The sequence below is a fragment of the Mesorhizobium sp. B2-3-2 genome (genome assembly GCF_006442295.1).
Classification (GTDB): Bacteria; Pseudomonadota; Alphaproteobacteria; order Rhizobiales; family Rhizobiaceae; genus Mesorhizobium.
This window is the reverse complement of the sequence record NZ_VFWA01000006.1, coordinates 61426-87329: the sequence shown is the minus strand read 5'-3', so window position 1 is coordinate 87329 and position 25904 is coordinate 61426. Positions and strand designations below refer to the sequence as shown.

The following is a 25904-nucleotide window of genomic DNA, read 5'->3' as shown; positions in this document are numbered from 1 at the left end:
CTCTTTAATGGCAGGTGAACAGCATAACATATACCTTTGACCAATTCGCGAATCCAAAGCAGCGAATTTGAACGAATTCCCGCAGGAGTTGCCGTAACGACACGCCGCAACGGCCTAATTGCCAGCGGACTTGCAAAACGACGCCGATCGCTGCTCAACTCGAGCCATGAACGAGCGACTCTTGCAAGCGATCGACGGCCGGCGTGACGATCTCGTCGCGCTGACCGCCGAGCTGATCCGTTTTCCCACCATCAACCCGCCCGGCGAAGCGTACCGGCCATGCGCCGAATTTCTTGGCGCGCGGATGAAGAAGAGCGGCTTTCAGGCCGAGTTCATCCGTGCCGAGGGCACGCCCGGCGACACCGACCGCTACCCGCGCGTCAACGTCGTCGCTCGCTTCGACGGCCGCTCGCCTGGCGCCTGCGTCCACTTCAACTCGCATATCGATGTCGTCGAGGCCGGCGACGGCTGGACCGTCGATCCTTTCGGCGGCGTCGTCAGGGACGGCAAGGTCTACGGCCGCGGCGCCTGCGACATGAAAGGCGGCCTGGCTTCCTCGATCATCGCGGCCGAAGCCTTCATGGAGGTATTTCCCGATTTTCCCGGTGCCATCGAGATATCAGGCACGGTCGACGAGGAATCCGGCGGCTTCGGCGGTGTCGCGCATCTGGCGAGGCTCGGCTATTTCTCGAAACCCAGGGTCGACCACGTCATCATTCCCGAACCATTGAACAAGGACCGCATCTGCCTTGGCCATCGCGGGGTCTGGTGGGCCGAGATCGAGACCAAGGGCGAGATCGCGCATGGCTCGATGCCGTTCCTTGGCGACAATGCGGTGCGCCATATGGGCGCCGTGCTGCAGGCATTCGAGGACGAATTGTTCCCCGCGCTCGACCGCAAGATGACGCGCATGCCGGTCGTGCCCGAAGGGGCGAAGCGCTCGACCATGAATATCAACTCCATCCATGGCGGCCAGACCGAGGATTTCCGGCCCGGCCTGCCCTCGCCCAACGTGCCCGATTCCTGCCGGCTGACCATCGACCGCCGGTTCCTGCTCGAGGAAGACCTGAACACCGTCAAGAGTGAGGTGACCGGGATCCTCGACCGGCTGAAGCGCGAGCGGCAAAAATTCGACTACGAGATCCGCGACCTGATGGAGGTGCTGCCGCTGATGACCGAACGCGACGCTCCCGTCGTCAAGGCAATCGCGCAAGGCATCCACGCGATCTTCGACCGCGAGCCCGATTACGTCATTTCACCCGGCACCTACGACCAGAAGCACATTGCCCGCATCGGCCATGTCTATGATTGCATCGCCTATGGTCCGGGCATTCTCGATCTCGCCCACCGGCCGGACGAATGGGTCGGCATCTCGGATATGGTGGAATCGGCCAAGGTGATGGCGATTGGGCTCAACGTGCTATTGCGCGGCGCCCGATAGCGCCGCACGGACAAGAGCCAATGATCGACGCGGCCGTCCGGAGAAAAACATTCCCGGCTACGCCGCCGCGCCGCACGAAACGCAATTTACTCCCGTGCGAAATCACGCTTCTATTCGCCCGGTTTGAGCGCATGTTTGACCACACGGGGAGTCGCACGATGAAATTGTGGAAAACCATCCTGGCAGCCGCCGTCCTGGCGCTGGCCGCCGGCACTCCCGCGTTCGCGGCGCGCACCGATCTGGTCATCGGCATCCCGCTCGAACCGCCGCATCTCGATCCGACCGCCGGCGCCGCCGCGGCGATCGACGAGGTCCTCTACGCCAACGTGTTCGAAGGCCTGACCCGCATCGGCCCCAACGGCGAGGTGCTTCCGGACCTGGCCGAAAGCTGGACCATCTCCGATGACGGCAAGACATACACCTTCAAGCTGCATAGCGGCGTGAAGTTTCATGATGGCGCCGGCTTCAGCGCCGAAGATGTGAAATTCTCGCTCGACCGCGCCCGCGCCGACAATTCGGTCAATGCGCAAAAAGCCCTGTTCGCGGCCATCGACACGGTCGAGGTGATCGACCCGGCAACGATCAAGGTGACGTTGAAGAACCCGCAAGGGTCTTTCCTTTACAATATGGGCTGGGGCGACGCAGTCATCGTGTCCCCGAAATCCGCTGACGCCAACAAGGAAAAGCCGGTCGGAACCGGCCCGTTCAAATTCCAGAGCTGGGCCAAGGGATCCTCGATCACGCTGGTGAAATCCGACAGCTATTGGGGCACGCCGGCTTACCTCGACAAGGTCGAATTCCGCATCGTGCCCGATGCCGCCGCTAGCGTACCGGCATTGCTTTCCGGCGATATCCAGGCGTTCCCATTCTTCGATCCCGACAGTCTCGCGCAGGTCAAGGACGATCCGCGTTTCAAGGTGGTAATCGGTTCGACCGAAGGCGAAACCATCCTGTCGATCAACAACAAGAAGCCGCCCTTCGACAAATTGCGGGTCAGGCAGGCGATCTCCTACGCGCTCGATCGCAAGGCGATCATCGACGGTGCCTCGGCCGGCCTCGGCCTGCCGATCGGCTCGCATATGTCGCCGGCCAACAAGGACTACGTCGACCTCACCGGCCGCTATCCGCACGATGTCGCCAAGGCCAAGGAACTCTTGAAGGAAGCAGGCCTGGAGAACGGCTTCAAGGCGACGCTGAAGCTGCCGCCGCCCACCTATGCCAGGCTCGGCGGCGAGATCATCGCCTCGCAGCTCCGTGACGTCGGCATCAACCTCGAGATTATTCCCGTCGAGTGGGCCCAATGGCTGGATCAGGTGTTCACCAAGAAGGACTACGACCTGACCATCGTCTCCCATACCGAGCCCAACGACATCGGTATCTACGCGCGCAAGGATTATTACTTCAACTACGACAACCCGGCCTTCGACAAGGTGATCGCCGATCTGGACGTCACCTCCGACGAGGCCAAGCGCAAGGAGTTGCTGGGGCAGGCACAGAAGATTCTGGCCGACGACGCCGTGGTCGGCTTCCTCTACGAACTGCCCAAGGTCGGCGTCTGGGACGCCAAGCTGCAGGGCCTGTGGGAAAACGCGCCGATCCAGGCCAATGATCTCACCAAGGTGAAGTGGAGCGAGTGAGATTGTTGCGCAACAGGCGACGATTGCATTCCTTCGCGCCCCCCTCTGCCCTGCCGGGCATCTCCCCCACAAGGGGGGAGATTGGCAATTTCAGCGCCGCCGCCGACCATGCCATGCTAGCGATTGGCGAAAGCCGTGATGAACGAGCGATCTCCCTCCTTGTGGGGGAGATGTCCGGCAGGACAGAGGGGGGCGCCGTAGGGCTATACCGTCGCCGGCTGTTCGCCCCAGGCAACACGCCGGCCTCCCACCTCCCATGACCGCCTACCTCCTCAAACGCCTCGCCATCGCCGCCGCCACGCTGGCGCTGGCCTCCATGGTTGTGTTCGCCGTGCTGGAGATCCTGCCCGGCGATCCGGCGCGGCTGATGCTGGGCATGAACGCCAGCGCCGACCAGGTCGAGCTGTTGCGCAACCAGATGGGCCTCGACGCGCCGCTGGCATGGCGCTACCTGCACTGGGCCGGGGGCCTGCTCAGCCTGGATTTCGGCCGCTCCTACACCTATTCGGTACCGGTCATCGATCTTGTGCGGGAGCGTCTCGTCGTCTCTTTGCCGCTGGCGCTGATCGCGCTCGCCCTATCCACCCTCATCGCCATTCCGGTCGGCCTGTTTTCAGCGAACCATCGCGGCCGGATGGGTGACACGGCAGCGATGGGCGCGGCGCAGCTCGGCGTCGCCATCCCCAATTTCTGGTTCGCGCTGATGCTGATCTATGTTTTCGCAGTCTGGTTGCGGCTGGTTCCGGCCGGCGGCTTTCCCGGCTGGGGGGCCGGTGCCTGGCCGGCACTGAAATCTCTGCTTTTGCCCGCGGTAGCGCTCGCGCTGCCGCAGGCCGCGATCCTGGCACGCGTCACCCGTTCGGCGCTGATCGAGGTGCTGAACGAGGATTATATCCGCACCGCCCGCGCCAAGGGTCTGCCCTATCGCGCGGTCCTGTGGCGGCACGCGCTGCGCAATGCCATGATCCCCGTGCTGACCATCCTTGGCCTGCAATTCGCCTTCCTGCTCGCCGGCACCATCATCATCGAGAACGTCTTTTACCTGCCCGGCCTCGGCCGACTGGTGTTCCAGGCGATCACCCAGCGCGACCTGATCGTCGTCGAAAGCGTCGTCATGCTGCTGGTCGCCGCCGTCATCGCCGTCAACCTCATCGTCGACCTTTCCTATGCCGTCGTCGATCCGCGCCTCAGGAGCCGGCAATGACGCTGCATCCGGACATCCCCGAAGAGACGTTGGGCAGCATCCTCGTCAAGGCGTTCGGCAATCGCTCGTTTCTCGCCGGCTTCGTCGTCACGATGTTCGTGGCGGCGGTGGCGATCCTCTCCTATGTCTGGACGCCTTATGACGTGACCCGGCTGGTCATATCCGACAAGACGCTCGCGCCGTCCTGGGCGCACTGGTTCGGCACCGACCATTTCGGTCGCGACATCCTGTCGATGATCATGGTCGGCGCCCGCAATTCGATCGCCGTGGCGCTGGTCGCGGTCGGCATCGGCATGGGCGTCGGCGTGCCGCTCGGCGGTTTTGCGGCGGCGCGCGGCGGCCTCGTCGACGAGGCGCTGATGCGCATCAACGATCTCGTCTTCGCCTTCCCTGCCCTTTTGTCGGCCATCATGATCACCGCCATCTTCGGCCCCGGCGCCGTCAATGCCATCATCGCCATCGGCATCTTCAACATCCCTGTCTTTGCCCGCGTCGCCCGCGCCGGCGCCTTGGCGATCTGGCCGCGCGAATTCATCCTCGCCGCCCGCGCCGCCGGCAAGGGCAAGGCGCTGATATCGATCGAACATGTGCTGCCCAACATCGCTACCTTGCTCCTGGTGCAAGGCACTATCCAGTTCGCGCTCGGCATATTGGCCGAGGCCGGGCTTTCCTATCTGGGCCTTGGCGCCCAACCGCCAATGCCGAGCTGGGGCCGCATGCTGTTCGACGCCCAGACCCGCATGGTGGTGGCGCCCTGGATGGCGATCTTTCCCGGCATGGCCATCGTGATCACCGTGCTTGGGCTGAACCTCCTGGGCGACGGCATCGCCGACATCCTCGATCCGAAATCGCGGCGGCAACGATGAGCCTGCTGGAAATCGACAATCTGTCGCTGGCGATCGGAGACACGCCGATCCTCCGGAATGTCGAGCTTTCCATCGCGCCCGGCGAGGTGATGGGGCTGGTCGGCGAATCCGGCTCCGGCAAATCGATGACGGCGCTGAGCGTCATGCGGCTTTTACCATATGCCGCGCGTGCCAGCGGGCGCGTTACCTTCGACGGCATCGACATCCTCGCGGCAAGCGAGGATCAGATGTGCGCCCTGCGCGGCGACGATATCGGCATGGTGTTCCAGGAGCCGATGACCGCGCTGAACCCGCTCAAGACCATCGGCGAGCAGGTCGCCGAAGGCATACGCTGGCATGCCAAGGCAACACGCGCCGAGGCGGAAGAGCGGGCGCGAAAAATGCTCGACCGGGTCGGCTTGCCATCGGCAAAATTCCCGCTGTCGCGCTATCCGCACGAACTGTCCGGCGGCCAGCGCCAACGTGTCGTCATTGCCATGGCCTGCGCGCTGAAGCCGAAACTGCTGATCGCCGACGAGCCGACGACGGCGCTCGACGTGGTGCTGCAGGCGCAAATCCTCGCCCTCTTGCGCGACCTGGTCGCCGAGAGCGGCATGGGCCTGCTGCTGATCTCGCATGACCTCGCCGTCGTCACCGAGATGGCGGACCGCATCACCATCCTTCGTCGGGGCGAAGTCATGGAAGCCGGCGATACGGCCCGCACGCTCTCCGAGCAGCTCCACCCCTATACCCGTCAGCTGGCGCTGGCCTCGATGCACGTGCCCGCACGCGCCCGGCCGCATGGCGCCACGGCAGCCAGGCCCTTGCTCGAGGTCGAGGGCGTGACGCGCGACTATCCCGGCCGGCGTACCTCACTGTTCAGGCGCGCCCCTGATATCCGCGCCGTCGACGGCGTGTCGCTATCGATGGAGCCGGGCCAGTCGGTGGCGCTGGTCGGCCGCTCCGGCTGCGGCAAGTCTACCTTGGCACGCATGATCCTGGCGCTGGACCGGCCGAGTTCGGGGACCATCCGCTTTCGCGGCGAGCCCCTCACCGGCAAGAGCGAGGCGGACCTGAAGCCGGCGCGGCGCGACATGCAGGTGGTGTTCCAGGACCCGTATGGCTCGTTCGATCCGCGCCAGAAGGTCGAGAAACTGGTCGCCGAGCCGCTGTACGTGCTGGACAGGAAACCGGGGCGCGCCGAGCGCCGCGAGATGGTGGCGCAGGCGCTGCATGAGGTCGGCCTCGACCAGCACGACATGGAAAAGTATCCGCACGAATTTTCCGGCGGCCAGCGCCAGCGCCTGTCGATCGCCCGCGCCATCATCACCCGCCCGAAACTGGTCGTCGCCGACGAGCCTGTTTCGGCGCTCGATGTTTCGATCCGCGCTCAGATCCTCGACCTGTTCGCCGAGCTCAACCAGAAACTCGGCATCGCCTATCTCTTCATCACCCACGACCTCACTGTCGCCCGTGCCATCACGGACGAGGTGCTGGTCATGCATGACGGCATGATCGTCGAGCGCGGCAAGACGAACGAGGTGCTGGATCACCCGCAATCCGAGGCAGCCAAGGCGCTTGTCGCCGCAGCGCCGGACCTGCACAGGGCAATTGCACGCCGTATGCAGGAGCAGGGGTGAGCGATCGGTTCGCGAAGCGAATCCGCCGTGTGAGTGAAAGGGAACAAATGCCGGAGGGTGCCGTGGGCAGCCGGCGCCGGCCGGGATCCCATCAACCTACGGCTCCGATTTCACCACGTCGACCGGGCTGATGTCGAGCAGGTCGAGCGTGCGGCGCAGCAGGCGTACCTCGGTCTCGGCCAATTGCGCATCCGCCTTGGCGATCTCGGCCATATGCTGCGCCAGTTGCTTGCGCCGCTCGATATCGAGGTCGCGAAACAGCGCAATGGCCTGCGAGCCATTGGTCTCGTAGCCGAATTCGTTTAGATATTCGATGACGGCGTCGATGCTGGTTTCCGGAATGCCGAAGGCATCCTTGCAGATGCGTCGGAAGGCAACCATCTCGCTCTCGCTCACCGTTCCGTCGGCCAGGATCATGCGGAACAGCATCAGAAGTTCCGCCGACAACACGGGGTCGTCCGCCACCTTGCGCACGCCCGGGTCGCCGTCGAAGATCGAGCGTATCTGGTCGAGCAGTTCGAATGCCATCGGGAGCCCCTTTGCCGATTCCTCTAATCCATGTAGCCCAAAAAGCGCAGCGGTCGGGATAACGACAGCACAAACACAAATCCAGGCGCGACGCTTGGGATAGAAGTAGCGTGAAATCGGTCTTGCGCAAACGGGGTGTTCGTGATCGAAGCCGGAGCGTCTTTTGGCTTGATACTTCCCACCTGATGATCGACCTCACCTTACAATCCGTCGCCATGCTTGCCTTCGCCGGTTTTGCCGCGGGTTTTGTCGACTCGATCGCTGGCGGCGGTGGGCTGATCACCATTCCCGCACTGCTGCTGGCCGGCTTCTCGCCGGTCGAGGCGCTGGGGACCAACAAGCTGCAGGGCATGTTCGGCTCGGGATCCGCAACCATCCACTATGCCGCGAAAGGCCATGTCGACCTTCGCCGGCAACTGCCTTCTGCGCTGCTGGCGCTTGCCGGCGGTGCCGTCGGCGCCTTGCTGGCAACGGTCGTGCCCGGCGATCTGCTGCGGGCGCTTCTGCCGCTGGTGCTGATCGCCATCGCGCTCTATTTCGCCCTGAAGCCCAACATGACCGACGTCGATCGCGCCGAGCGTATGACGCCCTTCCTGTTCGGGATAACGCTGGTGCCGGCCATCGGCTTTTACGACGGCCTGTTCGGGCCGGGTGCCGGCTCCTTCTACATGTTGGCCTTCGTCGCGCTTGCCGGCTACGGCGTGCTCAAGGCGACGGCCCACACCAAGCTGCTCAATTTCGCCTCCAACATCGGCGGCTTCGTCGTCTTCGCCGCGGTCGGTGTCATCTCCTGGAAGATCGGCCTGATGATGGGCGTCGCCCAGTTCCTCGGCGCCCGCCTCGGCGCCAGCCTGGCCATGCGCATCGGCGCCAGGCTGATCAAGCCGCTGCTTGTCATCGTCTGCGTCGCATTGGCGGCGAAGCTCCTGGCCGACCCGGCAAACCCGCTGCGCGTCCTGATTGGTGTGTGACCCGCGCGCTTGATGGAATGCCACTCGGAGCGCCCGGCCAAAAGCCGGGCGCTTTTGATTCCGGTCCGGGCTCTGCTAGAGTCCAGTCGATGTCAATCGAGATGCCATGCCAGCAGGAACAGGACCAGTCAGTCCCCGGGCGGTTCGAGATGCGCCGGCGCCGTCCCAACCCTGCCCTCGCGGGCATTGTGTCAGACATTTGCGGTTATCGCGAAACGGCGCCCGGCCATTACCGCAATGTAGAATATGCCTCCCTTACCGTGCCTCTGGTCATCAGCTTCGCCGAACCCTTCGCCATCGGCCTTGGCAAGCCGCCCGGCGACAATGATCGCTTCGCCAGTTTCGCCGCCGGCCTCTATGCGGGACCCGTGATGATCGAATCCTTCGGCGGCGCCTGCTGCATTCAGGTCAATTTCACCCCGCTTGGCGCAGGTCGGTTCTTTGACCAGCCGATGAGCGGGTTGACGGACCGCATGATCAGCCTGGACGATGTGCTCGGCCCCGAAGGTACCGCCTTGCGCGAGCGGCTTGGCAACGCGGCGGACTGGAGCAAGCGTTTTGCACTTGTCGAGATGTTCGTCGCCGCCCGGCTGGCAGCTGCGCCGGAAACGCAGGTCGGAATTGCCTGGGCCTACGACAGGATCGTCGCCTCGGGCGGCCGCATGCGCATCTCGTCGCTGGCCGACAGGCTGGGCTGGAGCCGCAAGCATCTGGCGGGGAAATTCGCCGACGCGACCGGCATCGGCCCGAAGAAGCTGTCGCGCATCGTCCGCTTCAACCGTGCGCTTGGCCTGTCGAGGCAGCAAGCCGGCGATTGGGCCGACATCGCGGCCGATTGCGGCTATGCCGACCAGGCGCATCTGGTGCGTGAGTTCCGCGTCCTTGCCGGCGAGACACCGACAGCGCTCCCGGTTCCAGCACAGGCCTGAAGCCCGGGTAACATTTCTTCAAGACGCCGGCACAGCTGTCGCTCAGACTGGGTTCATCGATGAGCCCGAATGAAGGAGGTTGCCATGCCCGCATCACCTGAAGCCCCCCGCCTGTACCCCGCCTTGCGTTACAGGAACGCGGCGACAATGATCGACTGGCTGTGCGATGCCTTCGGCTTCAGCGTCCGTGCCCGCTACGGCGAAGGCGATGTCGTGCATCACGCCGAACTGGTCTTCGGCTCCTCGATGATCATGCTCGGCAGCGCGCGCGACGATGACTACGGCAAGATGGTCGGCGAACCTGGCTCAGGTGGCGGCAAGTCGATCTACATCGCCGTCGACGACGCAGACGCCGCCTACGTCAAAGCGAAGAAGGCAGGCGCCACGATCCTCCAGGAATTGACGGACCGCGACTATGGCAGCCGCGAATTCATCTGCCGCGACCCGGAGGGCAATGTCTGGTCCTTCGGCACCTACTGGCCGAAGGCGGGCGAAATGGCCAACTAGCTACCGCGCCAGCGAAAAGATCGCGTCGCAGTCGAGATGGCTTTCCAACTGGGCCGCGACCTCGTCGAGAGCCCGCTCGACCTCGGCGCGATAGTCGATGCCGCCGCCCTTGACGCCAAGGCTTTCGAGGAATCTCCCTCGAAAGGCGTCGGCGCCAAACAGGCCGTGCATATAGGTTCCGACCACCTTGCCATCCGCCGAGACCGCACCATCCTCGGCGCCGTTGATGATCGCCGACGGCCGCAGCATGTCCGGGCCGGTGGTGCGGCCGAGATGGATCTCGTAGCCTTCGAGCGGCAGGTCGAACGGCACCGAGCGGGCGCTGACGTTGCGCACCGTCTTTTCCGGTTCCATCACCGTTTCAATGTCGAGCAGGCCAAGCCCTTCCGCTTCGGTGACGCTGCCTTCGATGCCGTCGGGATCGCGCACGACACGGCCAAGCATCTGGAAGCCGCCGCAAATGCCGACGACATGGCCGCCGCGCCTGCGATGGGCAAGAAGATCACGGTCCCAGCCATTTTCGCGAAATTTCAGCAGATCCCCGATCGTCGACTTCGAGCCGGGAATGACCACCAGTCCCGCATCCTGCGGCAACGGCTTTCCAGGCGGCACGAACACCACTTCCACCTGCGGCTCGGCCTTGAGCGGGTCGAGATCGTCGAAATTGGCGATGCGACCGAGCATCGGCACCGCCACCTTCAGCGCACGCGCCTCCCCGGAGGCAAGCCGTTCCAGCACCACCGAATCCTCCGAGGGCAGCCGCGCTGCCGCCTTCAGCCACGGCACGACACCGAAGCAGCGCCAGCCGGTGAACCCTTCGATCGCCTTGATGCCGTCGTCGAACAGCGAGACGTCACCACGGAACTTGTTGATGAGATAGCCGACGATCATGCGCCGGTCTTCCTCCGACAGGATTAGATGGGTGCCCGCGACCGAGGCGATGACGCCGCCGCGATCGATGTCGCCGACCAGTACGACAGGCACATCGGCCCGCGTCGCAAAGCCCATATTGGCGATGTCGCGGCTTCTGAGGTTGATCTCCGCCGGCGAGCCGGCGCCCTCGACGATGACGAGATCGGCGCCCTCGCCAACCTTTGCCCAGGAGTCCAGCACGGCGTCCATCAGCCGGCCCTTCAACGCCTGGTAGTCGCGCGCCCGCGCCTCGCCGAACACCTTGCCTTGCACGATGACCTGCGCACCGACATCCGTCTGCGGCTTGAGCAGCACCGGGTTCATGTGAACCGATGGCGACACGCCGCAGGCGATCGCCTGCAGCCATTGCGCGCGGCCGATCTCGCCGCCGCCAGCCCTGTTGTCGCCGGGAATGTCGGCGACGGCGGCATTGTTCGACATGTTCTGCGGCTTGAACGGACGCACCTTCAGCCCACGCTTTTTAGCGGCGCGGCACAGCCCGGCGACCAGCACGGTCTTGCCGACATCCGAGCCCGTGCCTTGCAGCATGATGGCTTTAGCCATGGCTCAGCCCCTGCCCTGCGTCGCGGTCCCGGTGATCGTGGATTTCTGCGCCAGCGGCCCGCCGCGCCAGATATAGAGCGCCAGCAACGGCTCCTTGCCGGTGCGCATGGCGTGATTGACCTCGGAAGCGTGGTACACGACCTCGCCGGCCTCTCGCTTCTGAAAGCTGCCCTCGCCCATGCGCCATTCCGTGCCGCCTGTGAGCGGGATATAGATCTCCTCGGCGACATGGTGGTGGTCGGGGTAGACGATACCGGGCCCAAGGATCAGCACGCCGGCGGCGACCTCGTCATTGGCGAAGTGGCCGCGGGTGCCGAATACTTCGAGCCAACCATAATTGTCGATGAACGCCTTGCCGAAATCCGACTCGCCGTATGTCTGGCCCCAGCGCAATTCGCCGCGCTCCTGCGCCAGAAATTGCACCAACTGCTTGGCCCGCGCCGGCGTCAATTCGGCGGCGCGATCGAGATGGCGTAGGCAGCCGAGCGGATGCGGCTCAAGCTCGCGGGCCGGCATATCCCACTCTATGCGCGCCACCGCATCCTGCACCCGGACTTCATCCACGGAAGCGAGATAGGCGTGGAACCGATCTAGCAGCTCATCGAATTTTGTCGTCACATCTTGCTCCGGACATGCATTGACGCACAACCGCTCCGCGGCGGCTCGGGTTGCGCGGCGGCATCATTGGTCTAGATTGGTGCGCGCGCAAAGCCAAAAACGACAGGCCAGCGAGCCCGCTGGCCAGCATATAGGGAGCACGCCATGGACGCCGCGGTCGATGCGAGCACCAGCCAGTTCGAACTCAACGAGGACCAGCGCGCCATCCAGGAAATGGCTCAGGCCTTCGCCGCCGACCGCGTCGCGCCGAACGCGCTAGACTGGGACCGCAACAAGCATTTCCCCGCCGACGTGATCCGCGAGACTGGCCCGCTGGGCCTCGGCGGTATCTATGTCAGGGACGATGTCGGCGGCTCCGCGCTCGGCCGGCTCGACGCCGTGCTGATCTTCGAAGCGCTGTCCCACGCCGACCCGGCCTTTTCCTCCTTTATCTCGATCCATAATATGGTGGCTTCGATGATCGACCGTTTCGGCGATGACGACCAGCGCCGGCGCTTCCTGCCGAAGCTGACCTCCATGGAATGGCTGGCGAGCTATTGCCTGACCGAGCCGGGTTCCGGCTCCGACGCCGCTGCCCTGAAGACGCGGGCGGTGAAGAGCGGCGGCAACTACGTGCTTAACGGCGCCAAGCAGTTCATCTCCGGCGCCGGCGACAGCGATGTCTATGCCGTTATGGTGCGCACCGGCGCCGAGGGACCGAAAGGCATTTCCACCATCGTCGTGCCGAAAGATGCGCCGGGCCTTTCCTTCGGCGCCAATGAGCACAAGATGGGCTGGCACATGCAGTCGACCCGCCAAGTCATCTTCGAGGACTGCAAGGTGCCGGCGGAAAATCTCTTATCGGGTGAAGGCGCCGGTTTCGGCATCGCCATGGCCGGGCTCGATGGCGGTCGGCTGAACATCGCCGCGTGTTCGCTGGGCGGGGCCCAGTCGGCGCTCGACAAGGCGCTGTCCTACACATCAGAGCGCAAGGCGTTCGGCTCCAGGATCAACCAGTTCCAGGCTTTGCAGTTCCGGCTGGCCGATATGGAAACCGAGTTGCAGGCGGCACGCATCTTCCTCTACGCCGCCGCTTCCAGGCTCGACCGCAAGGCCCCGGATGCGGGCAAATGGTCGGCAATGGCCAAGCGCTTCGTCACCGACACCGGTTTCAACGTCGCCAACGATGCGTTGCAACTGCTCGGCGGCTACGGTTACCTGCACGATTACGGCATTGAGAAACTGGTGCGCGACCTGCGCGTCCACCAGATCCTCGAAGGCACCAACGAGATCATGCGCGTCATCATCGCCCGCGCGTTGATTGGGCGATAAAGTAGGCAGTAGGTAGTAGGCAGTAGGCAGTAGGCAGTAGGCAGTAAATGACCGGCAAAATCGATTCGTACAAGGATCTTATTGTATGGCAGCAAGCGATGGATTTGGCTGTCGCCACCTATTCTTTGACAAAGGCATGGCCAAAAGAAGAATTGTACGGGTTGACCAGCCAAATCCGCCGCTCAGCAACCTCTATTCCTGCAAACATCGCGGAAGGTTATGGCCGAGACAACAGAGGCTCTTACCAGCAATTTCTCCGGATTGCCCAAGGCTCGCTGAAGGAGTTCGAGACACATCTTCAGATTGCCGACCGAATTGGCCTTACCACGCCGGGTCAAGCTGATCACTTGCTGACATCGACCGAAGGCATCGGCAAAATGCTGCGCCAACTCATTTTCAGACTTACGCCAGAGTAGCCAGCCCTACTGCCTACTGCCTACTCAATCACGGAGCACCACCATGACCACCATCGCCTTCATCGGCCTCGGCAATATGGGCAATCCGATGGCCGCCAATCTGGTCAAGGCCGGGCATGCCGTGCACGGCTTCGATCTGGTGCCGGAGAACCTTACCGTCGCGCGCGAGCATGGCGTTGTCGTCATGGCCAATGCGCCGGCCGCGGTGATGGATGCCGACGTCGTCATCACCATGCTGCCCGCCGGCAAGCATGTCCTGTCGGTCTACGAAGAGATCGCGTCCAAGGCAAAGAAGGGCGCGCTGTTCATCGATTCCTCCACCATTGACGTCGATTCGGCGCGCAAGGCGCATGCCATTGCCGCAAAGCACGGCTTGCTGTCGGTCGATGCGCCGGTCTCGGGCGGTACGGGCGGTGCCACGGCCGGCACACTGACCTTCATGGCCGGCGGCTCCGACGATGCCTTCGCCGCCGCCGAGCCGATCCTGAAGCCCATGGCCGGCCGCATCGTCCATTGCGGCGGCGACGGCGCCGGACAGGCGGCCAAGATCTGCAACAACATGATTCTCGGCATTTCGATGATCGGCGTCGCCGAGGCCTTCGTGTTGGCCGAAAAGCTCGGCCTGGCGCACCAGGCGCTGTTCGACGTTGCCTCGACCTCTTCAGGCCAGTGCTGGTCGCTGACCACCTATTGCCCGGTGCCCGGCCCGGTGCCGACCTCGCCCGCCAACCGCGATTACAAGCCCGGCTTCGCCGCCGCACTCATGCTGAAAGATTTGAAGCTGTCGCAGGAAGCCGCTCAAGCCGCGGGCGCGGTAACACCGCTTGGCGCCGAAGCGACACAGCTCTACGGCCTGTTCAACGCGCAAGGGAATGCCGGCGCCGATTTTTCCGGGATCATAAATTTTCTGCGCGGCGCCAATCAATAAGTGGTTGATAAAGCTCGTTTTTCTTTCGTTCGCTTCGCCGAAGAACCGCAAAATTTAGGTTTGCTTAAGCTCTCGATAACTCCGCGGTAACGATGTCCCTGTAAAACGGATTGCGAGGCGGATGTCGCGTCCGCCCGGCGCTCCGGATCAGGTCTCGCGTACCGGAGCCCGTAAGTTTCGCCAAGTGTTTGCGTAGCGAAACGCCAAGCGTACCTGGCAAAGCCGCGTTCCCGGTGGGGCGCGGTTTTTGCGTTCCAGGATCCGACATCCCTCATATTCCGATTGCAGCGTTCGGGATCGGCACGTGATCTTCATTGGTCAGCACGATCGGCGCATCGGCGCCATCGACCCGGACCACGAGCAGGCGCGTGCTCCACGTGCCTGCATTGCGAACCAGGTGCGAAAACACCGTGCCCTTTCCCTTGGCGCCGTGGATGGGAATGCTGAACCGCGCGTCACCCGTCCCATTCGCGTCGACGTTGAGATGGCCGCCGACCCAGAAATTGGCGGTCAAGTCGTCGCCGATAGCGGCTTTCACCCGGGTGTCGGCGCGAATGGCATCCATGGTCATGTGATAGGCGTCACTGTTCTTGATCATAAAAGGGACGCTGCCGACCATCGTCGCGCAGCCCCCGATACTGAGCACCCAGACGGCAAGACCGGCGATCGCCCAGTTGCGCTGCGTTCTGCGGAACTGCTCGGCATCGCGCCATGCACGGTTGCGCCATGCCCAGCGGCTGCCCCGCGCACCAAGCACGAAGATCATGACGATGTTGACGATCGGGATCAGCGCCAGCAGCGCGATGAAGGTGGAGTTGCCGATGCCCCAGATCCAGTTGAGGAAGAAGGCGCCCCAATTCCAGCGATCGAGCTCGGCCGGGATTTCGGCGGGCTGGTTGAGCGGTTGTCCGGCCATGGCATCCCCCGTCGGCAAAACTGCCTTGGCGGTTGTAGCCGATGGCGTCGGCGACCGGAACCCTCCGGTGCGCCTGGGACCGGCAATTGGGTCATCGACGGCCGGACGTCTCGGTCACGAACGCCCGGCCATTTCTTTTACCGCTTGCGCAGATCCGCTTGCGCCAGGTCGAGCGCCTTGCCGATACGCTCGCAGGCCATGTCGATCGTATCCCGGGTCCAGATCAGCGGCGGCGACAGGATCATCGTGTCACCGGTAGCCCGCAGCATCATTCCGTTGGCGATCGCATGGTCGCGCACCGTCACCGCGGCACTTCCCGCCGGCAGGAACCGTTCCTTCGTCGCCTTGTCCTTGACGATCTCGATCGCGCCCATCAGCCCGATCGAACGCACCTCGCTGACCAGCTCGTGCCCAGCGATGCGCTCTTGCAGCGCCTTGGCGAAATAGGGCCCGGTGTCGGTCCTGACGCGATCGACCAGACCCTCCTGCTCCATGATCTCCAGGTTCTTCAGCGCCACGGCGCAAGCCACGGGATGGCCGGAATAGGTATAGCCGTGATTGAACTCGCCGCCCTTCTCGATCAGCGTCGAGGCAATGCGATCGCCGACCAGCAGCGCCGACAGCGGCTGGTAGCCCGACGTCAGCGCCTTGGCGGTGGTGATGGTGTCGGCCTCGATGCCAAGCGTCTGCGCGGCAAACCATTCGCCGGTGCGGCCGTAACCGGTGATGACCTCGTCCAGCATCAGCAGCACATCGTATTTGCGGCAGATGCGCTGTACCTCGGGCCAATAGCTTGCCGGCGCTATCTTCACGCCGCCGGCTCCCATCACCGGCTCGCCTATGAAGGCGGCGACCTTGTCGGCGCCGGCTTCGAGGATGGCGTCCTCGACCGCCTTTGCCGCGCGCAGGCCGAAATCATGATCGCTCTCGCCCGGCAGCGACAGCTCGTAGGCGTACGGCGTCATCACATGGACGATGTTGGGCACCTCTCCGTTGAGCTGCTTGTGCATGGCGTCCATGCCGCCGAGCGACGTGCCGGCGATGGTCGAGCCGTGATAGGCCATCTTGCGCGAGATGACGCGGTTCTTCTGCGGCTTGCCTTCGAGCGCCCAATAGTGGCGCACGAGCCTGAGCGCGGTGTCGTTGGCTTCCGAACCGGAGGAGCCATAGAACACCTGGTTGATGGTCTTCGGCGCGATCTCCGCCAGCTTCTTCGACAGAAGCACGGGCGTCGGCGTCGAGCATTTGAAGAAGGAGTTGTAGTAAGGCAGTTCCTTCATCTGCGCATAGGCGGCCTCGGCGAGCTCGTCGCGGCCATAGCCGATATTGACGCACCACAGCCCCGCCATGCCGTCGAGCAATTCGTTCCCTTCGGAATCGTAGATGAAGGGACCATTGGCGTGGGTGATGATGCGCGATCCGGCCTCGCGCAATTCCCTATGGTCGGTGAACGGATGCAAATGATGCGCGGCGTCGATCTGCTGAAGCTGCTTCAGCGAATAATTCTGATAGGTCATGGATTTGATCTTTCCTCTGGAACCAATCCGGCTGCGCCGGGGCGGATTCTTCAGAGGATGGCGGGTGGCGAATAGCCGATGCGGGCGCAAAGCCGCAAAAGCTCGGCGCGCAAGGTGCGCGGCGACGGCGTCACCGCGCCCCCAAACACCCGAACCCCGAAAAGGCCGGCCAATGTCACCACGGGAGCCATGCGGGCACCTTAGAGCAAAGAAGGGTCAAGGTGAACCACCCTTTGCTCTGGTCCGATGGCTTTCGGTTCAGCCCTTCCTGCCCAGCGCCCTTTGCAGGAAAACGTACTTCATCGCGGCCTGCGCCGCCTGCGGCCGGCGGTCGCCGCGGCCGCCATGGCCGCCTTCGGTCTCCTCGAAGAAAAGCGTCCCGGCATGGCCGGCCTCCTGCAGGCGGGCGGCCATCTTGCGCGCATGGCCCGGATGCACCCGGTCGTCGGCGGTCGAGGTGGTGAGCAGCACCGGCGGATAGTCACCGGCCCCGACATGCTGGTAAGGCGAGTAGGCGGCGAGCCAGGTCGCATCTTCCGGCTTGGACGGATCGCCATATTCGGCCATCCACGACGCGCCGGGCGGCAATTCGGTGTAGCGCAGCATGTCGAGCAGCGGCACCTCGATGATGACGGCGCCGAACAGCTCAGGATGCTGCGTCAGCGAGACGCCCGTCAGCAGGCCGCCATTCGAGCCGCCTTGGATGCCGAGCGAGGCGGCTGTCGCAATGCCGCGCCTGACGACGTCCTCAGCCACGGCGGCGAAATCGTCAAAGGCGTTCTGCCGGTTTCCCTTCAGCGCTGCCTGGTGCCAGGCCGGACCGAACTCGCCGCCGCCGCGGATGCAGGCCTGCACATAGGCATTGCCCTTCTCCAGCCACAGCCTGCCGCGCACACCGGCATAGCCGGGCAGCAAAGGCACTTCGAAGCCGCCATAGCCGTAGAGCAGTGTCGGCACCGGGCCCTTCTGGTCACGCCGCCTGACGACGAAATAGGGGATCATCGTGCCGTCCTTCGAGCGCGCCTCGAACTGTTCCGAGACGAGCGGCGAAGCATCGAATCGCGACGGCTGCGACTTCACGGTGGCGAGCGTCTCGCCATTGTCGTCAGACCAGATGATCGAGCTCGGCGTCAGGAAATCGGTAAAGGAGAAGGACACGCTGGAGCCGAAATGCTCCGCATGGCTGATGCCGACATTGCCGTTTTCGGGCAGCGCGACAGGCTTCAGCGACCAGCCGCCCTTTTCGCGCGCGCAGACGACGACCTTGCCGCGCACATTGTCCATCAGGTTGATGAACAGCCGGTCCTGCGTGCGGGCCATGCCTGCGATGGACACCCGATGCGTCGGTTCCAGCAAAGTCTGGACGGGTCCGAGTGCGCCGGTTTCTACCCAGCGCGCCAGGTCCAGCGAATAGAGACCGTCGGGCTTGCACAGCGTGCCGTCCGGCGCCGTCCACGGGCTGCGCACACTGAAGACGAGTTGATCTCTGAAGATCGCCGTATCGGTCATGTCGTCAGGCAGCGGCAGACGCCTGTTCTCGCCCGAAGGCAGCCGCAGGAAAATATGCGAAGCGAAGAAATTGAGCGTTCGTGCCAGCATGAGATAGCGCCGGTCGCCATCGAACTCGAGCGCCGCGCCAACGGCGAGGTCTTCCTTCTGCGCCTCGAAGATCAGCGTCGCGTCTTCCAGCCTGGTCCCGCGCTTCCAGAGCTTGACCACGCGTGGATAGCCGGATTCGGTCTTGTCGGCCTCTTCGAACGCTGCCGAGACGATCACCGTGTCCTTGTCGAGCCAGCCGAAGCCGGATTTGGAAGCGGGCGCGCGAAACCCGTCCTCGACGAAGGATCTGGCCGCGATGTCGAATTCGCGCATCTCGCTGGCGTCGCCGCCATCAGGCGACATCGAAACCAGGCAGCGGTTGAAATCGGGGTAGAGCCGGCTGGCGCCGCCGAACACCCACTTCACTCCCTCCTTCGCCGCGAGCTGGTCGAAGTCGATGATGGTTTCCCAGTCCGGTCTGTCGGTCTTGTAGGAAGCTACCGTCGTGCGGCGCCACAGGCCCAACACATTGGTCTTGTCCTGCCAGAAATTATAGACGTGGCCGTTGAGCGCGGAGCCGACGGCGATGTTGTCCTCGGCGGTCATCAGATCGAGCGCGGTTTCGAACGATGCCTGGTAGGATGGATCGCCCTGCAATTGCGCCACCGTTATTTCGTTCTGGCGATGTACCCAGTCGAGCGCCTCCTTGCTCGTCCTTTCCTCCAGCCAAAGAAAGGGATCATCGGTCGCCAAGCCAGGCTTTGTCGTCGAAATGGTCATGCGGGTCTCCGGGAAATCGGGGGGCGGCCCTGCCTACATCGCGTCAAAGGGCGCCGGATTCAAGGTGTCGAAGCCGCGTCATCGCGGCAGATCGCTTCAGGCGGTCACACGATCCGCCGCCGGATAACGGTCGCGGCCGTCAGCGCCAGGCAGATCGCGCCGAGCGTCACCGGCAGGCCGCTCGCGCCGATCCCGTCCATCACGCCGCCCGCAAGCGGTGGGACGAGGATGCCGCCGACGCCCCACATCAGGGAGAAAGCGGCATTGCCGGCAACCAGCGCCGAGCCGCTGAAACGCTCGCCGAGTTCGATGATCGCCATCGTATAAATGCCGTAGGACACCGCGCCCCAGACGAAGATCATCGACCAGACCAGCTGCGTTTCGATCAATAGCGGCAGCAGCAGACAGCCAAGCAGCGTCAGCACCAGGCAGATGAACCGCACCAGGCGCGCCGTGAGCCGCTCGGCCAGCAGGCCGAGCGGCACCTGCATGGCGATGTTGCCGGCGATCATCGTCGACAGCAGCGCCGACATGCGGGTCTCGGCGATGCCATAATGCGTGCCGTAGACGGGCAACAGCGCCAACACCGCCTGCTCGAATCCGGCAGCCACGACCACTGCCGACAAAAGCAGCCATGCCAGCGGCATGAAGCCCATCACCGAAAGTCGATGCCCGGCCTCGTCGACCTTGGGAAGGCGCCCGACCACCAGGGCCAGGCAGCCGCCGCAGAAGATGAAGGCGCAAATGCCGACCAGGAATGGCGGCCAGCCCTCCGTACCGACGGCCAGCAGGCAAAGCGGCCCGGCGGCGAATCCGGCCGAGATGATCGTGGAATAGACGCCCATGATGCGGCCGCGCCGGGCCGGCGGCGCCAGTGCGATCACCCAGATTTCGCTGAGCACGTAAAGCGGATTGGTCACCGCGCCGATCAGGAACCGCAGCGGAAACCAGAGATAGAGATTCTGCGTCCAGCCGATCAGCGCCAGCACGACCGCCGAAAGCGCCGCGCAGGTCAGCGCCGTGCGCCCTGCCCCGAACCGCTGCGCCAGTGACGGAATGAGCGGCGACGAGACGATGAAGCCGATCGGCGTCATTGCCGCCGACAGGCCGATCATGACAGGCGAAACGCCCTGCCGCTGCAGGATGAAGCTCAAGAGCGGATAGGACAATCCCTGCGCGATCGCGAACACCGACACGGTCGCGATCACACCGGTGATCGCTGCCCACTGCATCGTCTCGTCGCGCTTCGGTTCCACCCGGTCCATGATCCACATCGCCTCTCGGCTGCAGGCTTAGCGTTTCGACCTGACAGCCGTAAGCCCCAAAGCCCGAACCCACGCTTGTTCCGGCCAAACCCTGTCAGGAGCCTCTGCGGCTGGCCGATCTGTAGAGCGCGAAGGCGACCAGCAGCGCGTCCAGGCCGACGATCACCGCAGGCAATCCCAAAGGCCCGATCGCCTGCATCAGCAGGCCGGCGCTAGGCGGACCGACAATGCCGCCAACGCCCCACAACAAGGCGAAAGCGGCGTTGCCGGTGACCAGCAGCGAGCCCTTGAACCGGCTGCCGAGTTCCACCAGCGCCATCGTGTAGACGCCATAGCCGACCGCTCCCATCACCAGCAGCACCGCCCAGATCAGCGGCGTCGTGATCAGCAGCGGCAGCAGAAGCGCACAAACGGTGGTCGCCACCGCGCAAACCAGGATCATGGAGCGGCCGCCGAAGCGTTCGGCGAGCAAGCCGAGCGGGATCTGCAGCAGGATATTGCCCAGGGATAACGCCATCACCAGCGCGGCGAGCACGGCTTCCGGCAGGCCATAGCCGGCGCCGAAGACCGGAACCAGCGCATAAGTGCTTTGCTGGACCGCCGCCGAGACCAGCACGGCAAGCAGCAGCGCCGGCGCCAGCCGGGCAAAACCGACAAAGCTGCCGGCTGGCTGGCCGTCGTCCTCGAAACCGGTGAGCTTTGAGGAGACAAGGCGCAGAATGACAGCGCAGAGCACGAAACCGCCAATGCCGACGCTGAAGGGAGCCCAGCCCGACGTGCCGACCAGGGTCAAGGTGAAAGGCCCGGCCGCGTAGCCGGCCCCCATCAGCGTGTTGAACACGCCCATCACCCGGCCGCGTCGCGCCGGCGGCGCCAGCGACAGCGCCCACACCTCGCCGAGGATATAGAGCGGGTTGATGACCACGCCGATGATGAAACGGAGGACGAACCACGCCACCCAGTCCTGCAGATAGCCGATGCCCAGGAAACACAGCGCACCGATCAGCGAGCAGCCGACGGCGAGCGTGCGGGCGCCGACCAGCCGCACGGCAGCCGGCACGAAGGAGGCAGACAAGATCAAGCCGACCGGCATCATCGCCGCCGACAGCCCGATCAGGCCCGGCGACATGCCTTGCTTCTGCATCAGCAGCGTGAACAGCGGGGAGCTCAGCCCTTGCGCGGCGCCGAACATCGCCAGCGCCGCGGTAACGCCGGCGAGCGCTGCCCACTGCGTTGCCGCTTCGCCTTGGCTCGAGCCGGTCGCGACCATGCTGCCGTTCCGTGAGTGAATCGCCGACCTGCGGATCGGCAAGCCATCAGCTAGCGGTTCGATCCCGGGAAAGGAAGGGCCGGACAGCGAAATCCGCTTGCGCCAAGGGCTGGCGCCGTGCAGCGGAAGGCTCGCGTCAAAAGCCGTTGGCACCTGCCACAGCGCTACGGAAAATACCTTGCGATCGCACCTTTCCTGCCTTGCGCGTAAGGCTTCAGCCACTTGTCATCGGTGGATAGCCCATCGTCATCCGAAGGTCCCTTGCCGATGGTCCTGCGCCAGGCGCGGAACTTGTAGTGGTCGAACACGTCGAGCATATGCACGGCATAGGCCGCGGCGAAAGTCTTGTCGCCTTCGACGATCACCATGTTCTCGTCGTTCTCGTACGAAGCCTTGTAACCGAGATTGTGGCTGCCGGTGACGACCGTCGCGTTGTCCTCCATCGGATCGATGATGACGATCTTGTCGTGCACGATCGCATGGCCGACGGTCAGCACCTCCGCCTGGAAATCCCGGGCGATCGTGGCGCCGGTCAGGTTCGCCGCCCGCACGATGGAAACGTTCGGCGCCTCCCAGACCTTCTCCGGATAGACGAAGGGCGACTTGCCGTCCCTGTTCGACTTATGGGTGACCGGATCCTTGGTCGACGCGACATAGTTGGGCATGGCGGTCTCATCGCTGATCGCCCCTTGCACGATCAGCTTCGGATCGGCTTTTGCCGCCGCCACCGCCTGGTCGACGATCGAATTGTCGCCGAGCCGCGAAGGATTGAACACCAGGAACAGCACGGCGCGCTTGGCCGCCTTGATGCGGGCGAAAAGGTCCTCGAGATCGACCGGCTGCACCGAGATGTCCTTCTTGTTGCGCTCGGGATCATTGGGCGAGAACCACACCGTCATGCCGTCCAGCGCCGCCGTGGCGCCATTGAGCGGATTTGGCCTGTGGTTCTCCCTGCGGAACGGCACGCCTTGCGTCTGCGCGACGTGGCCGGCAGCACTTTCCGTGGCCGGCGGCGGGAACAGGTCGGCCTTCATGCGCTGCCAGTAGGCGTCGAATATCTCCGCCATCGTCGGGTCGTCGCGGACAAAGGCGTTGTTGGATTGCCCGCAAATGCCCGTCGAGGTCCAGTTGGTGCTGCCCGTCATCACCGATTGCGGCTTGCCCTGGGCATCGCGATAGACGGCGAACTTGTTGTGGCCGATATGGTTGTTGTTGAACAGGCGATCCGTCACCTCGACGCCCGCGTCGTGCAGCCGCTTCCTGTAGGGTGCGTTGCCGGCGTCCCAGGCCTTCGTCTGCTCATCCCTGCCCGAATTGGAAAGAATGACCTCGACGACATCCTTTGCGGCGATGATTGCGTCGCACAGTTCGTCGTCGCCAAGCTCGTAGAGCGCAAGCCTGACCGTGCCGCCTTCGGCCTTGGCCCGTTTCAAGAGGCTGGTCAGCACGTCGGGCACGTCGCCATGCAGGTAGGCGCGTATCTTGCTGGTCGGGTCCTGCAGCACAGCCCTGATCTTGTCGCGTTGTCCGACCTTGATGCCGGCCTCGGCCAGCGCGCGCGACATCCATTGCGTCGACAGCACGCCATTGGTGAAGGCGACGCGCGCCTTGCCGAACATTTGGCCGAGGAAGATCGGCGGACTGACCGCGCCCCGGCCGAGGTAGCCGAGAGGCCGCGCCGGCCCCGTATAGGTCTTTTCGGGGCGCACCGGCACGGGATCGAGCCCCGCCTTCATGTCGCCGACCGGACGCACCCGGTAGGCGATCATTTCACCGTCGGGCCTGACATCGAGGCTGTCGCGGCGTCGCCGGACAGTGAGATCGCGCCAGAATGTCTTCTGCACCGGCCAGACGCCGGTATCCTGGGGGATCCAATCCTTGTTGCGCTGTCCCTTGAACGGCACCCAGGACGCCAGGCAACGCTCCTCGCCGGTGTCGGGATAGAGGCGGACGATCTCGAAGCCCAGGCAGCCCGGGATCATCCCGTCGATATCCCAGGAGAGGAACGCGACTTCGTTGTTGGTGGCGGCACGCACTTTGACGACGTCAGGCATGGCTCTCCCTCCAGAGATATTGGACGCACAAGCTTATCAGAAGCAAAAGACGATACTGCAACGCATGGCCCCCATCCGCCGGCCTGCCTAGGGACCACGCAGCTCCCGTCCCGGCATGTCGCTTCCCTCGCTCTAGTGGTCGCCGCCTCCGCAATGGCCGGACAGCCGCCGGTCCATTATGCCGCCCACTTTCGCATCGTACGAGGCCCCTCATGACCGCCGCCCTTCAACCCGCCGAACCGGCATTGGCAACCGATCGTGCCCGCCGCGGCGGCCGCGCCGGAAAACGCGCAGGCGGCTCGGCCGCGTTCGAGCAGCCGCCGTTCCGCCAGCTGAAAATCCCGCTCCAGCCGACCAAGCTGGTCTCCGACGACGAGCTGGAATCGATCCATCTGGCCTCGCTGCGGGTGCTGAAGGAGATCGGTGTCGACGTCCTGCATGACGAAGCCCGCCGCATCATGAAGGAACATGGCGCCGACGTGCGCGAAGGCAGCGAGCGCGTGCGCTTCGACAGCGACATGATCCTCGATCTGGTGTCGCATTGCCCGTCTGAATTCACCATCCATGCCCGCAACCCCGCGCATAATGTGCGCTTCGGCGGCGATAATCTGATCATCTCGATGATGGCCTCGGCGCCCAATTGCTCGGACATCGATCGTGGCCGCCGGCCCGGCAACCAGCAGGACTATCGCAATTTCCTGCGCCTGGCGCAGATGCACAACATACTGAACTGCACGGGCGGCTATCCGGTCGAGCCGATCGACATCCATCCCTCCGTCCGCCACCTCGAATGCATCCGCGATCTCGCCACGCTGACCGACAAGGTGTTCCACATCTATTCGCTCGGCAAGGAACGAAACGTCGACGGCATCGAGATCACCCGCATCGCGCGCGGCATCAGCCACGAGCAGCTGCTCGAAGAGCCGTCCGTCTTCACCATCATCAACACCAATTCGCCGCTCAAACTCGACGTGCCGATGATGGAAGGCATCATCCAGATGTCGAGCAAGGGCCAGGTCGTCATCGTCACGCCGTTCACCCTGTCAGGGGCCATGGCGCCGGTGACCATTGCCGGCGCGCTGGTGCAGCAGAACGCCGAGGCCCTGTCCGGCATCGCGTTTGCCCAGATGGTCCGGAAGGGCGCGCCGGTCGGTTATGGCGGCTTCACCTCAAACGTGGACATGAAGTCCGGCGCGCCCGCCTTCGGCACGCCCGAATACATGAAGGCGCAACTCGTCGGCGGCCAGCTCGCCCGCCGCTACAACATCCCCTACCGCACCTCCAACACCTGCGCGGCCAACACGGTCGACGCGCAGGCCGCCTATGAAAGCGTGTTCTCGCTGTGGGGCGCCATCCAGGGCGGCGGCAATCTGATGATGCACGCCGCAGGCTGGCTCGAAGGCGGCCTGCGCTGCTCCTACGAGAAGACCATCCTCGACATCGACCTGTTGCAGATGGTGGCGGAATTCTTGACCCCGCTCGACCTGTCCGAACAGGCGCTTGGCTTCGACGCCATCCAGTCGGTCGGTCCCGGTGGCCACTTCTTCGGCACCCAGCACACGCAGGATCGCTACAAGACGGCCTTCTACTCGCCGATCCTGTCCGACTGGCGCAATTTCGAGACCTGGGCGGAAGCCGGCTCGCCGACGGCGCTCGAAAAGGCCAACAAGGTGTGGAAGGAGCGGCTGGCCTCCTATGACGAGCCCTACATGGACCCGGCGATCCGCGAAGAGCTCAACGCCTTCGTCCAGAAGCGCCGCGCCGAAGGCGGCGCGCCGACCGATTTTTGATCTGTATTGGCTTCATGAACAGTCGACTCTCACTCCGTCGAGCTGCGCTCGACACCTCTCCCCCGATCGACGGGGGAGAGGAAGGGCGCGAGCTTATGCTGGGAGGCTCACTTCCTCGCCCTCCCGAGGGGAGAGAGGTGGCGCTGCGAGCCAGCGACGGAGCGGGGGATGGCGCTGGCGAAACGCGCAGTCGCCAGGATTGGGCGGCTTTGGAGCGAACTCATCCGCGCCGTCATCCTCGGGCTTGTCCCGAGGATCTAACCACTTATCAATTCCGATCGCACTACACTGGCGAGGGACGGCAGATCCTCGGGACAAGCCC

22 protein-coding genes are annotated in these 25904 nt (G+C 64.1%); 12 read left to right on the top strand and 10 right to left on the bottom strand.

From position 1 onward, the window contains the following. Positions 1-166: 166 nt before the first annotated feature. The 5 genes from FJ964_RS16620 (at position 167) to FJ964_RS16595 (ending at position 6767) form a co-directional block, all read left to right on the top strand. Entirely contained in the window at positions 167-1441 is a 1275-nt protein-coding gene (locus FJ964_RS16620; RefSeq protein WP_140551393.1) for an acetylornithine deacetylase/succinyl-diaminopimelate desuccinylase family protein, read from the top strand. 158 nt (positions 1442-1599) lie between these two features. Next, the gene (locus FJ964_RS16615; protein ID WP_140551392.1) at positions 1600-3078 is read left to right on the top strand and encodes an ABC transporter substrate-binding protein; all 1479 of its coding nucleotides are present in this window, start codon (positions 1600-1602) and stop codon (positions 3076-3078) included. 256 nt (positions 3079-3334) lie between these two features. Beyond that, complete coding sequence (locus tag FJ964_RS16605) at positions 3335-4282, top strand: ABC transporter permease (RefSeq protein ID WP_140551390.1); 948 nt, start codon at positions 3335-3337, stop codon at positions 4280-4282. Continuing rightward, complete coding sequence (locus FJ964_RS16600) at positions 4279-5148, top strand: ABC transporter permease (RefSeq protein ID WP_140551389.1); 870 nt, start codon at positions 4279-4281, stop codon at positions 5146-5148. Before FJ964_RS16605 ends, FJ964_RS16600 begins: the two co-directional genes overlap by 4 nt. Beyond that, positions 5145-6767 (top strand): dipeptide ABC transporter ATP-binding protein, encoded by a 1623-nt coding sequence (locus FJ964_RS16595; RefSeq protein ID WP_140551388.1) that lies wholly within the window; start codon positions 5145-5147, stop codon positions 6765-6767. The genes FJ964_RS16600 and FJ964_RS16595 overlap by 4 nt, the downstream gene beginning before the upstream one ends. A gap of 96 nt (positions 6768-6863) precedes the next feature. Here the strand turns inward: FJ964_RS16595 and FJ964_RS16590 are convergent, their stop codons facing one another. Continuing rightward, complete coding sequence (locus FJ964_RS16590; RefSeq protein ID WP_140551387.1) at positions 6864-7295, bottom strand: TerB family tellurite resistance protein; 432 nt, start codon at positions 7293-7295, stop codon at positions 6864-6866. Between the two features lie 185 nt (positions 7296-7480). Here FJ964_RS16590 and FJ964_RS16585 point away from each other — a divergent pair, with 185 nt between their 5' ends. The 3 genes from FJ964_RS16585 to FJ964_RS16575 all read left to right on the top strand — a co-directional run bounded on the left by FJ964_RS16585 (position 7481) and on the right by FJ964_RS16575 (position 9702). Continuing rightward, positions 7481-8266, top strand: a complete 786-nt coding sequence (locus FJ964_RS16585) for a TSUP family transporter (protein WP_140551386.1) — start codon at positions 7481-7483, stop codon at positions 8264-8266. Between the two features lie 89 nt (positions 8267-8355). After that, a complete protein-coding gene (locus FJ964_RS16580; protein ID WP_140551385.1) occupies positions 8356-9195 on the top strand; it encodes an AraC family transcriptional regulator in 840 nt (279 codons plus the stop codon). An 84-nt stretch (positions 9196-9279) separates the two neighbouring features. Further along, positions 9280-9702 (top strand): VOC family protein, encoded by a 423-nt coding sequence (locus FJ964_RS16575; RefSeq protein ID WP_140551384.1) that lies wholly within the window; start codon positions 9280-9282, stop codon positions 9700-9702. Here the strand turns inward: FJ964_RS16575 and FJ964_RS16570 are convergent, their stop codons facing one another. Together FJ964_RS16570 and FJ964_RS16565 are read right to left on the bottom strand one after the other, a co-directional pair. After that, complete coding sequence (locus FJ964_RS16570; protein ID WP_140551383.1) at positions 9703-11178, bottom strand: cobyric acid synthase; 1476 nt, start codon at positions 11176-11178, stop codon at positions 9703-9705. 3 nt (positions 11179-11181) lie between these two features. Then, positions 11182-11796, bottom strand: coding sequence for a dimethylsulfonioproprionate lyase family protein (locus FJ964_RS16565; RefSeq protein WP_140551382.1), 615 nt, complete (start codon positions 11794-11796; stop codon positions 11182-11184). 144 nt (positions 11797-11940) lie between these two features. On the opposite strand from FJ964_RS16565, the gene FJ964_RS16560 reads away from it, so the two are divergent. The 3 genes from FJ964_RS16560 to mmsB are packed head-to-tail and all read left to right on the top strand — an operon-like array spanning position 11941 to position 14451. After that, positions 11941-13107 (top strand): isobutyryl-CoA dehydrogenase, encoded by a 1167-nt coding sequence (locus FJ964_RS16560; protein WP_140551381.1) that lies wholly within the window; start codon positions 11941-11943, stop codon positions 13105-13107. 47 nt (positions 13108-13154) lie between these two features. Further along, positions 13155-13523: a four helix bundle protein gene (locus FJ964_RS16555; RefSeq protein WP_140551380.1), complete on the top strand. Its 369-nt coding sequence runs from the start codon at positions 13155-13157 to the stop codon at positions 13521-13523. A 43-nt stretch (positions 13524-13566) separates the two neighbouring features. Next, on the top strand, positions 13567-14451 hold the full coding sequence (gene mmsB, locus FJ964_RS16550; protein WP_140551379.1) for a 3-hydroxyisobutyrate dehydrogenase: 885 nt from the start codon (positions 13567-13569) through the stop codon (positions 14449-14451). 271 nt (positions 14452-14722) lie between these two features. Here mmsB and FJ964_RS16540 read toward each other — a convergent pair whose 3' ends face one another. The 7 genes from FJ964_RS16540 to FJ964_RS16510 form a co-directional block, all read right to left on the bottom strand. Next, the gene (locus FJ964_RS16540; protein WP_140551378.1) at positions 14723-15367 is read right to left on the bottom strand and encodes a cytochrome c oxidase assembly factor Coa1 family protein; all 645 of its coding nucleotides are present in this window, start codon (positions 15365-15367) and stop codon (positions 14723-14725) included. A 137-nt stretch (positions 15368-15504) separates the two neighbouring features. Further along, entirely contained in the window at positions 15505-16884 is a 1380-nt protein-coding gene (locus FJ964_RS16535; RefSeq protein ID WP_140551377.1) for an aspartate aminotransferase family protein, read from the bottom strand. A 50-nt stretch (positions 16885-16934) separates the two neighbouring features. Then, entirely contained in the window at positions 16935-17075 is a 141-nt protein-coding gene (locus FJ964_RS16530; RefSeq protein ID WP_140551376.1) for a capsid protein, read from the bottom strand. A 67-nt stretch (positions 17076-17142) separates the two neighbouring features. Next, a complete protein-coding gene (locus tag FJ964_RS16525; protein ID WP_140551375.1) occupies positions 17143-19203 on the bottom strand; it encodes a prolyl oligopeptidase family protein in 2061 nt (686 codons plus the stop codon). A gap of 104 nt (positions 19204-19307) precedes the next feature. Then, positions 19308-20468, bottom strand: a complete 1161-nt coding sequence (locus FJ964_RS16520; RefSeq protein WP_140551374.1) for an MFS transporter — start codon at positions 20466-20468, stop codon at positions 19308-19310. Positions 20469-20562: 94 nt separating this feature from the next. After that, a complete protein-coding gene (locus FJ964_RS16515; protein ID WP_140551373.1) occupies positions 20563-21738 on the bottom strand; it encodes an MFS transporter in 1176 nt (391 codons plus the stop codon). 164 nt (positions 21739-21902) lie between these two features. After that, positions 21903-23792 (bottom strand): phospholipase D-like domain-containing protein, encoded by a 1890-nt coding sequence (locus tag FJ964_RS16510; RefSeq protein ID WP_140551372.1) that lies wholly within the window; start codon positions 23790-23792, stop codon positions 21903-21905. Between the two features lie 212 nt (positions 23793-24004). Here FJ964_RS16510 and FJ964_RS16505 point away from each other — a divergent pair, with 212 nt between their 5' ends. Continuing rightward, positions 24005-25582, top strand: coding sequence for a trimethylamine methyltransferase family protein (locus tag FJ964_RS16505; protein ID WP_140551371.1), 1578 nt, complete (start codon positions 24005-24007; stop codon positions 25580-25582). Positions 25583-25904 lie beyond the last annotated feature (322 nt).

Coding starts and splice junctions, on each gene's coding strand:
- FJ964_RS16620 (WP_140551393.1), top strand. CDS start 167: ATGAACGAGCGACTCTTGCAAGCGATCGACGGCCGGCGTGACGATCTC.
- FJ964_RS16615 (WP_140551392.1), top strand. CDS start 1,600: ATGAAATTGTGGAAAACCATCCTGGCAGCCGCCGTCCTGGCGCTGGCC.
- FJ964_RS16605 (WP_140551390.1), top strand. CDS start 3,335: ATGACCGCCTACCTCCTCAAACGCCTCGCCATCGCCGCCGCCACGCTG.
- FJ964_RS16600 (WP_140551389.1), top strand. CDS start 4,279: ATGACGCTGCATCCGGACATCCCCGAAGAGACGTTGGGCAGCATCCTC.
- FJ964_RS16595 (WP_140551388.1), top strand. CDS start 5,145: ATGAGCCTGCTGGAAATCGACAATCTGTCGCTGGCGATCGGAGACACG.
- FJ964_RS16590 (WP_140551387.1), bottom strand. CDS start 7,295: ATGGCATTCGAACTGCTCGACCAGATACGCTCGATCTTCGACGGCGAC.
- FJ964_RS16585 (WP_140551386.1), top strand. CDS start 7,481: ATGATCGACCTCACCTTACAATCCGTCGCCATGCTTGCCTTCGCCGGT.
- FJ964_RS16580 (WP_140551385.1), top strand. CDS start 8,356: ATGTCAATCGAGATGCCATGCCAGCAGGAACAGGACCAGTCAGTCCCC.
- FJ964_RS16575 (WP_140551384.1), top strand. CDS start 9,280: ATGCCCGCATCACCTGAAGCCCCCCGCCTGTACCCCGCCTTGCGTTAC.
- FJ964_RS16570 (WP_140551383.1), bottom strand. CDS start 11,178: ATGGCTAAAGCCATCATGCTGCAAGGCACGGGCTCGGATGTCGGCAAG.
- FJ964_RS16560 (WP_140551381.1), top strand. CDS start 11,941: ATGGACGCCGCGGTCGATGCGAGCACCAGCCAGTTCGAACTCAACGAG.
- FJ964_RS16555 (WP_140551380.1), top strand. CDS start 13,155: ATGACCGGCAAAATCGATTCGTACAAGGATCTTATTGTATGGCAGCAA.
- mmsB (WP_140551379.1), top strand. CDS start 13,567: ATGACCACCATCGCCTTCATCGGCCTCGGCAATATGGGCAATCCGATG.
- FJ964_RS16540 (WP_140551378.1), bottom strand. CDS start 15,367: ATGGCCGGACAACCGCTCAACCAGCCCGCCGAAATCCCGGCCGAGCTC.
- FJ964_RS16535 (WP_140551377.1), bottom strand. CDS start 16,884: ATGACCTATCAGAATTATTCGCTGAAGCAGCTTCAGCAGATCGACGCC.
- FJ964_RS16530 (WP_140551376.1), bottom strand. CDS start 17,075: ATGGCTCCCGTGGTGACATTGGCCGGCCTTTTCGGGGTTCGGGTGTTT.
- FJ964_RS16525 (WP_140551375.1), bottom strand. CDS start 19,203: ATGACCATTTCGACGACAAAGCCTGGCTTGGCGACCGATGATCCCTTT.
- FJ964_RS16520 (WP_140551374.1), bottom strand. CDS start 20,468: ATGGACCGGGTGGAACCGAAGCGCGACGAGACGATGCAGTGGGCAGCG.
- FJ964_RS16515 (WP_140551373.1), bottom strand. CDS start 21,738: ATGGTCGCGACCGGCTCGAGCCAAGGCGAAGCGGCAACGCAGTGGGCA.
- FJ964_RS16510 (WP_140551372.1), bottom strand. CDS start 23,792: ATGCCTGACGTCGTCAAAGTGCGTGCCGCCACCAACAACGAAGTCGCG.
- FJ964_RS16505 (WP_140551371.1), top strand. CDS start 24,005: ATGACCGCCGCCCTTCAACCCGCCGAACCGGCATTGGCAACCGATCGT.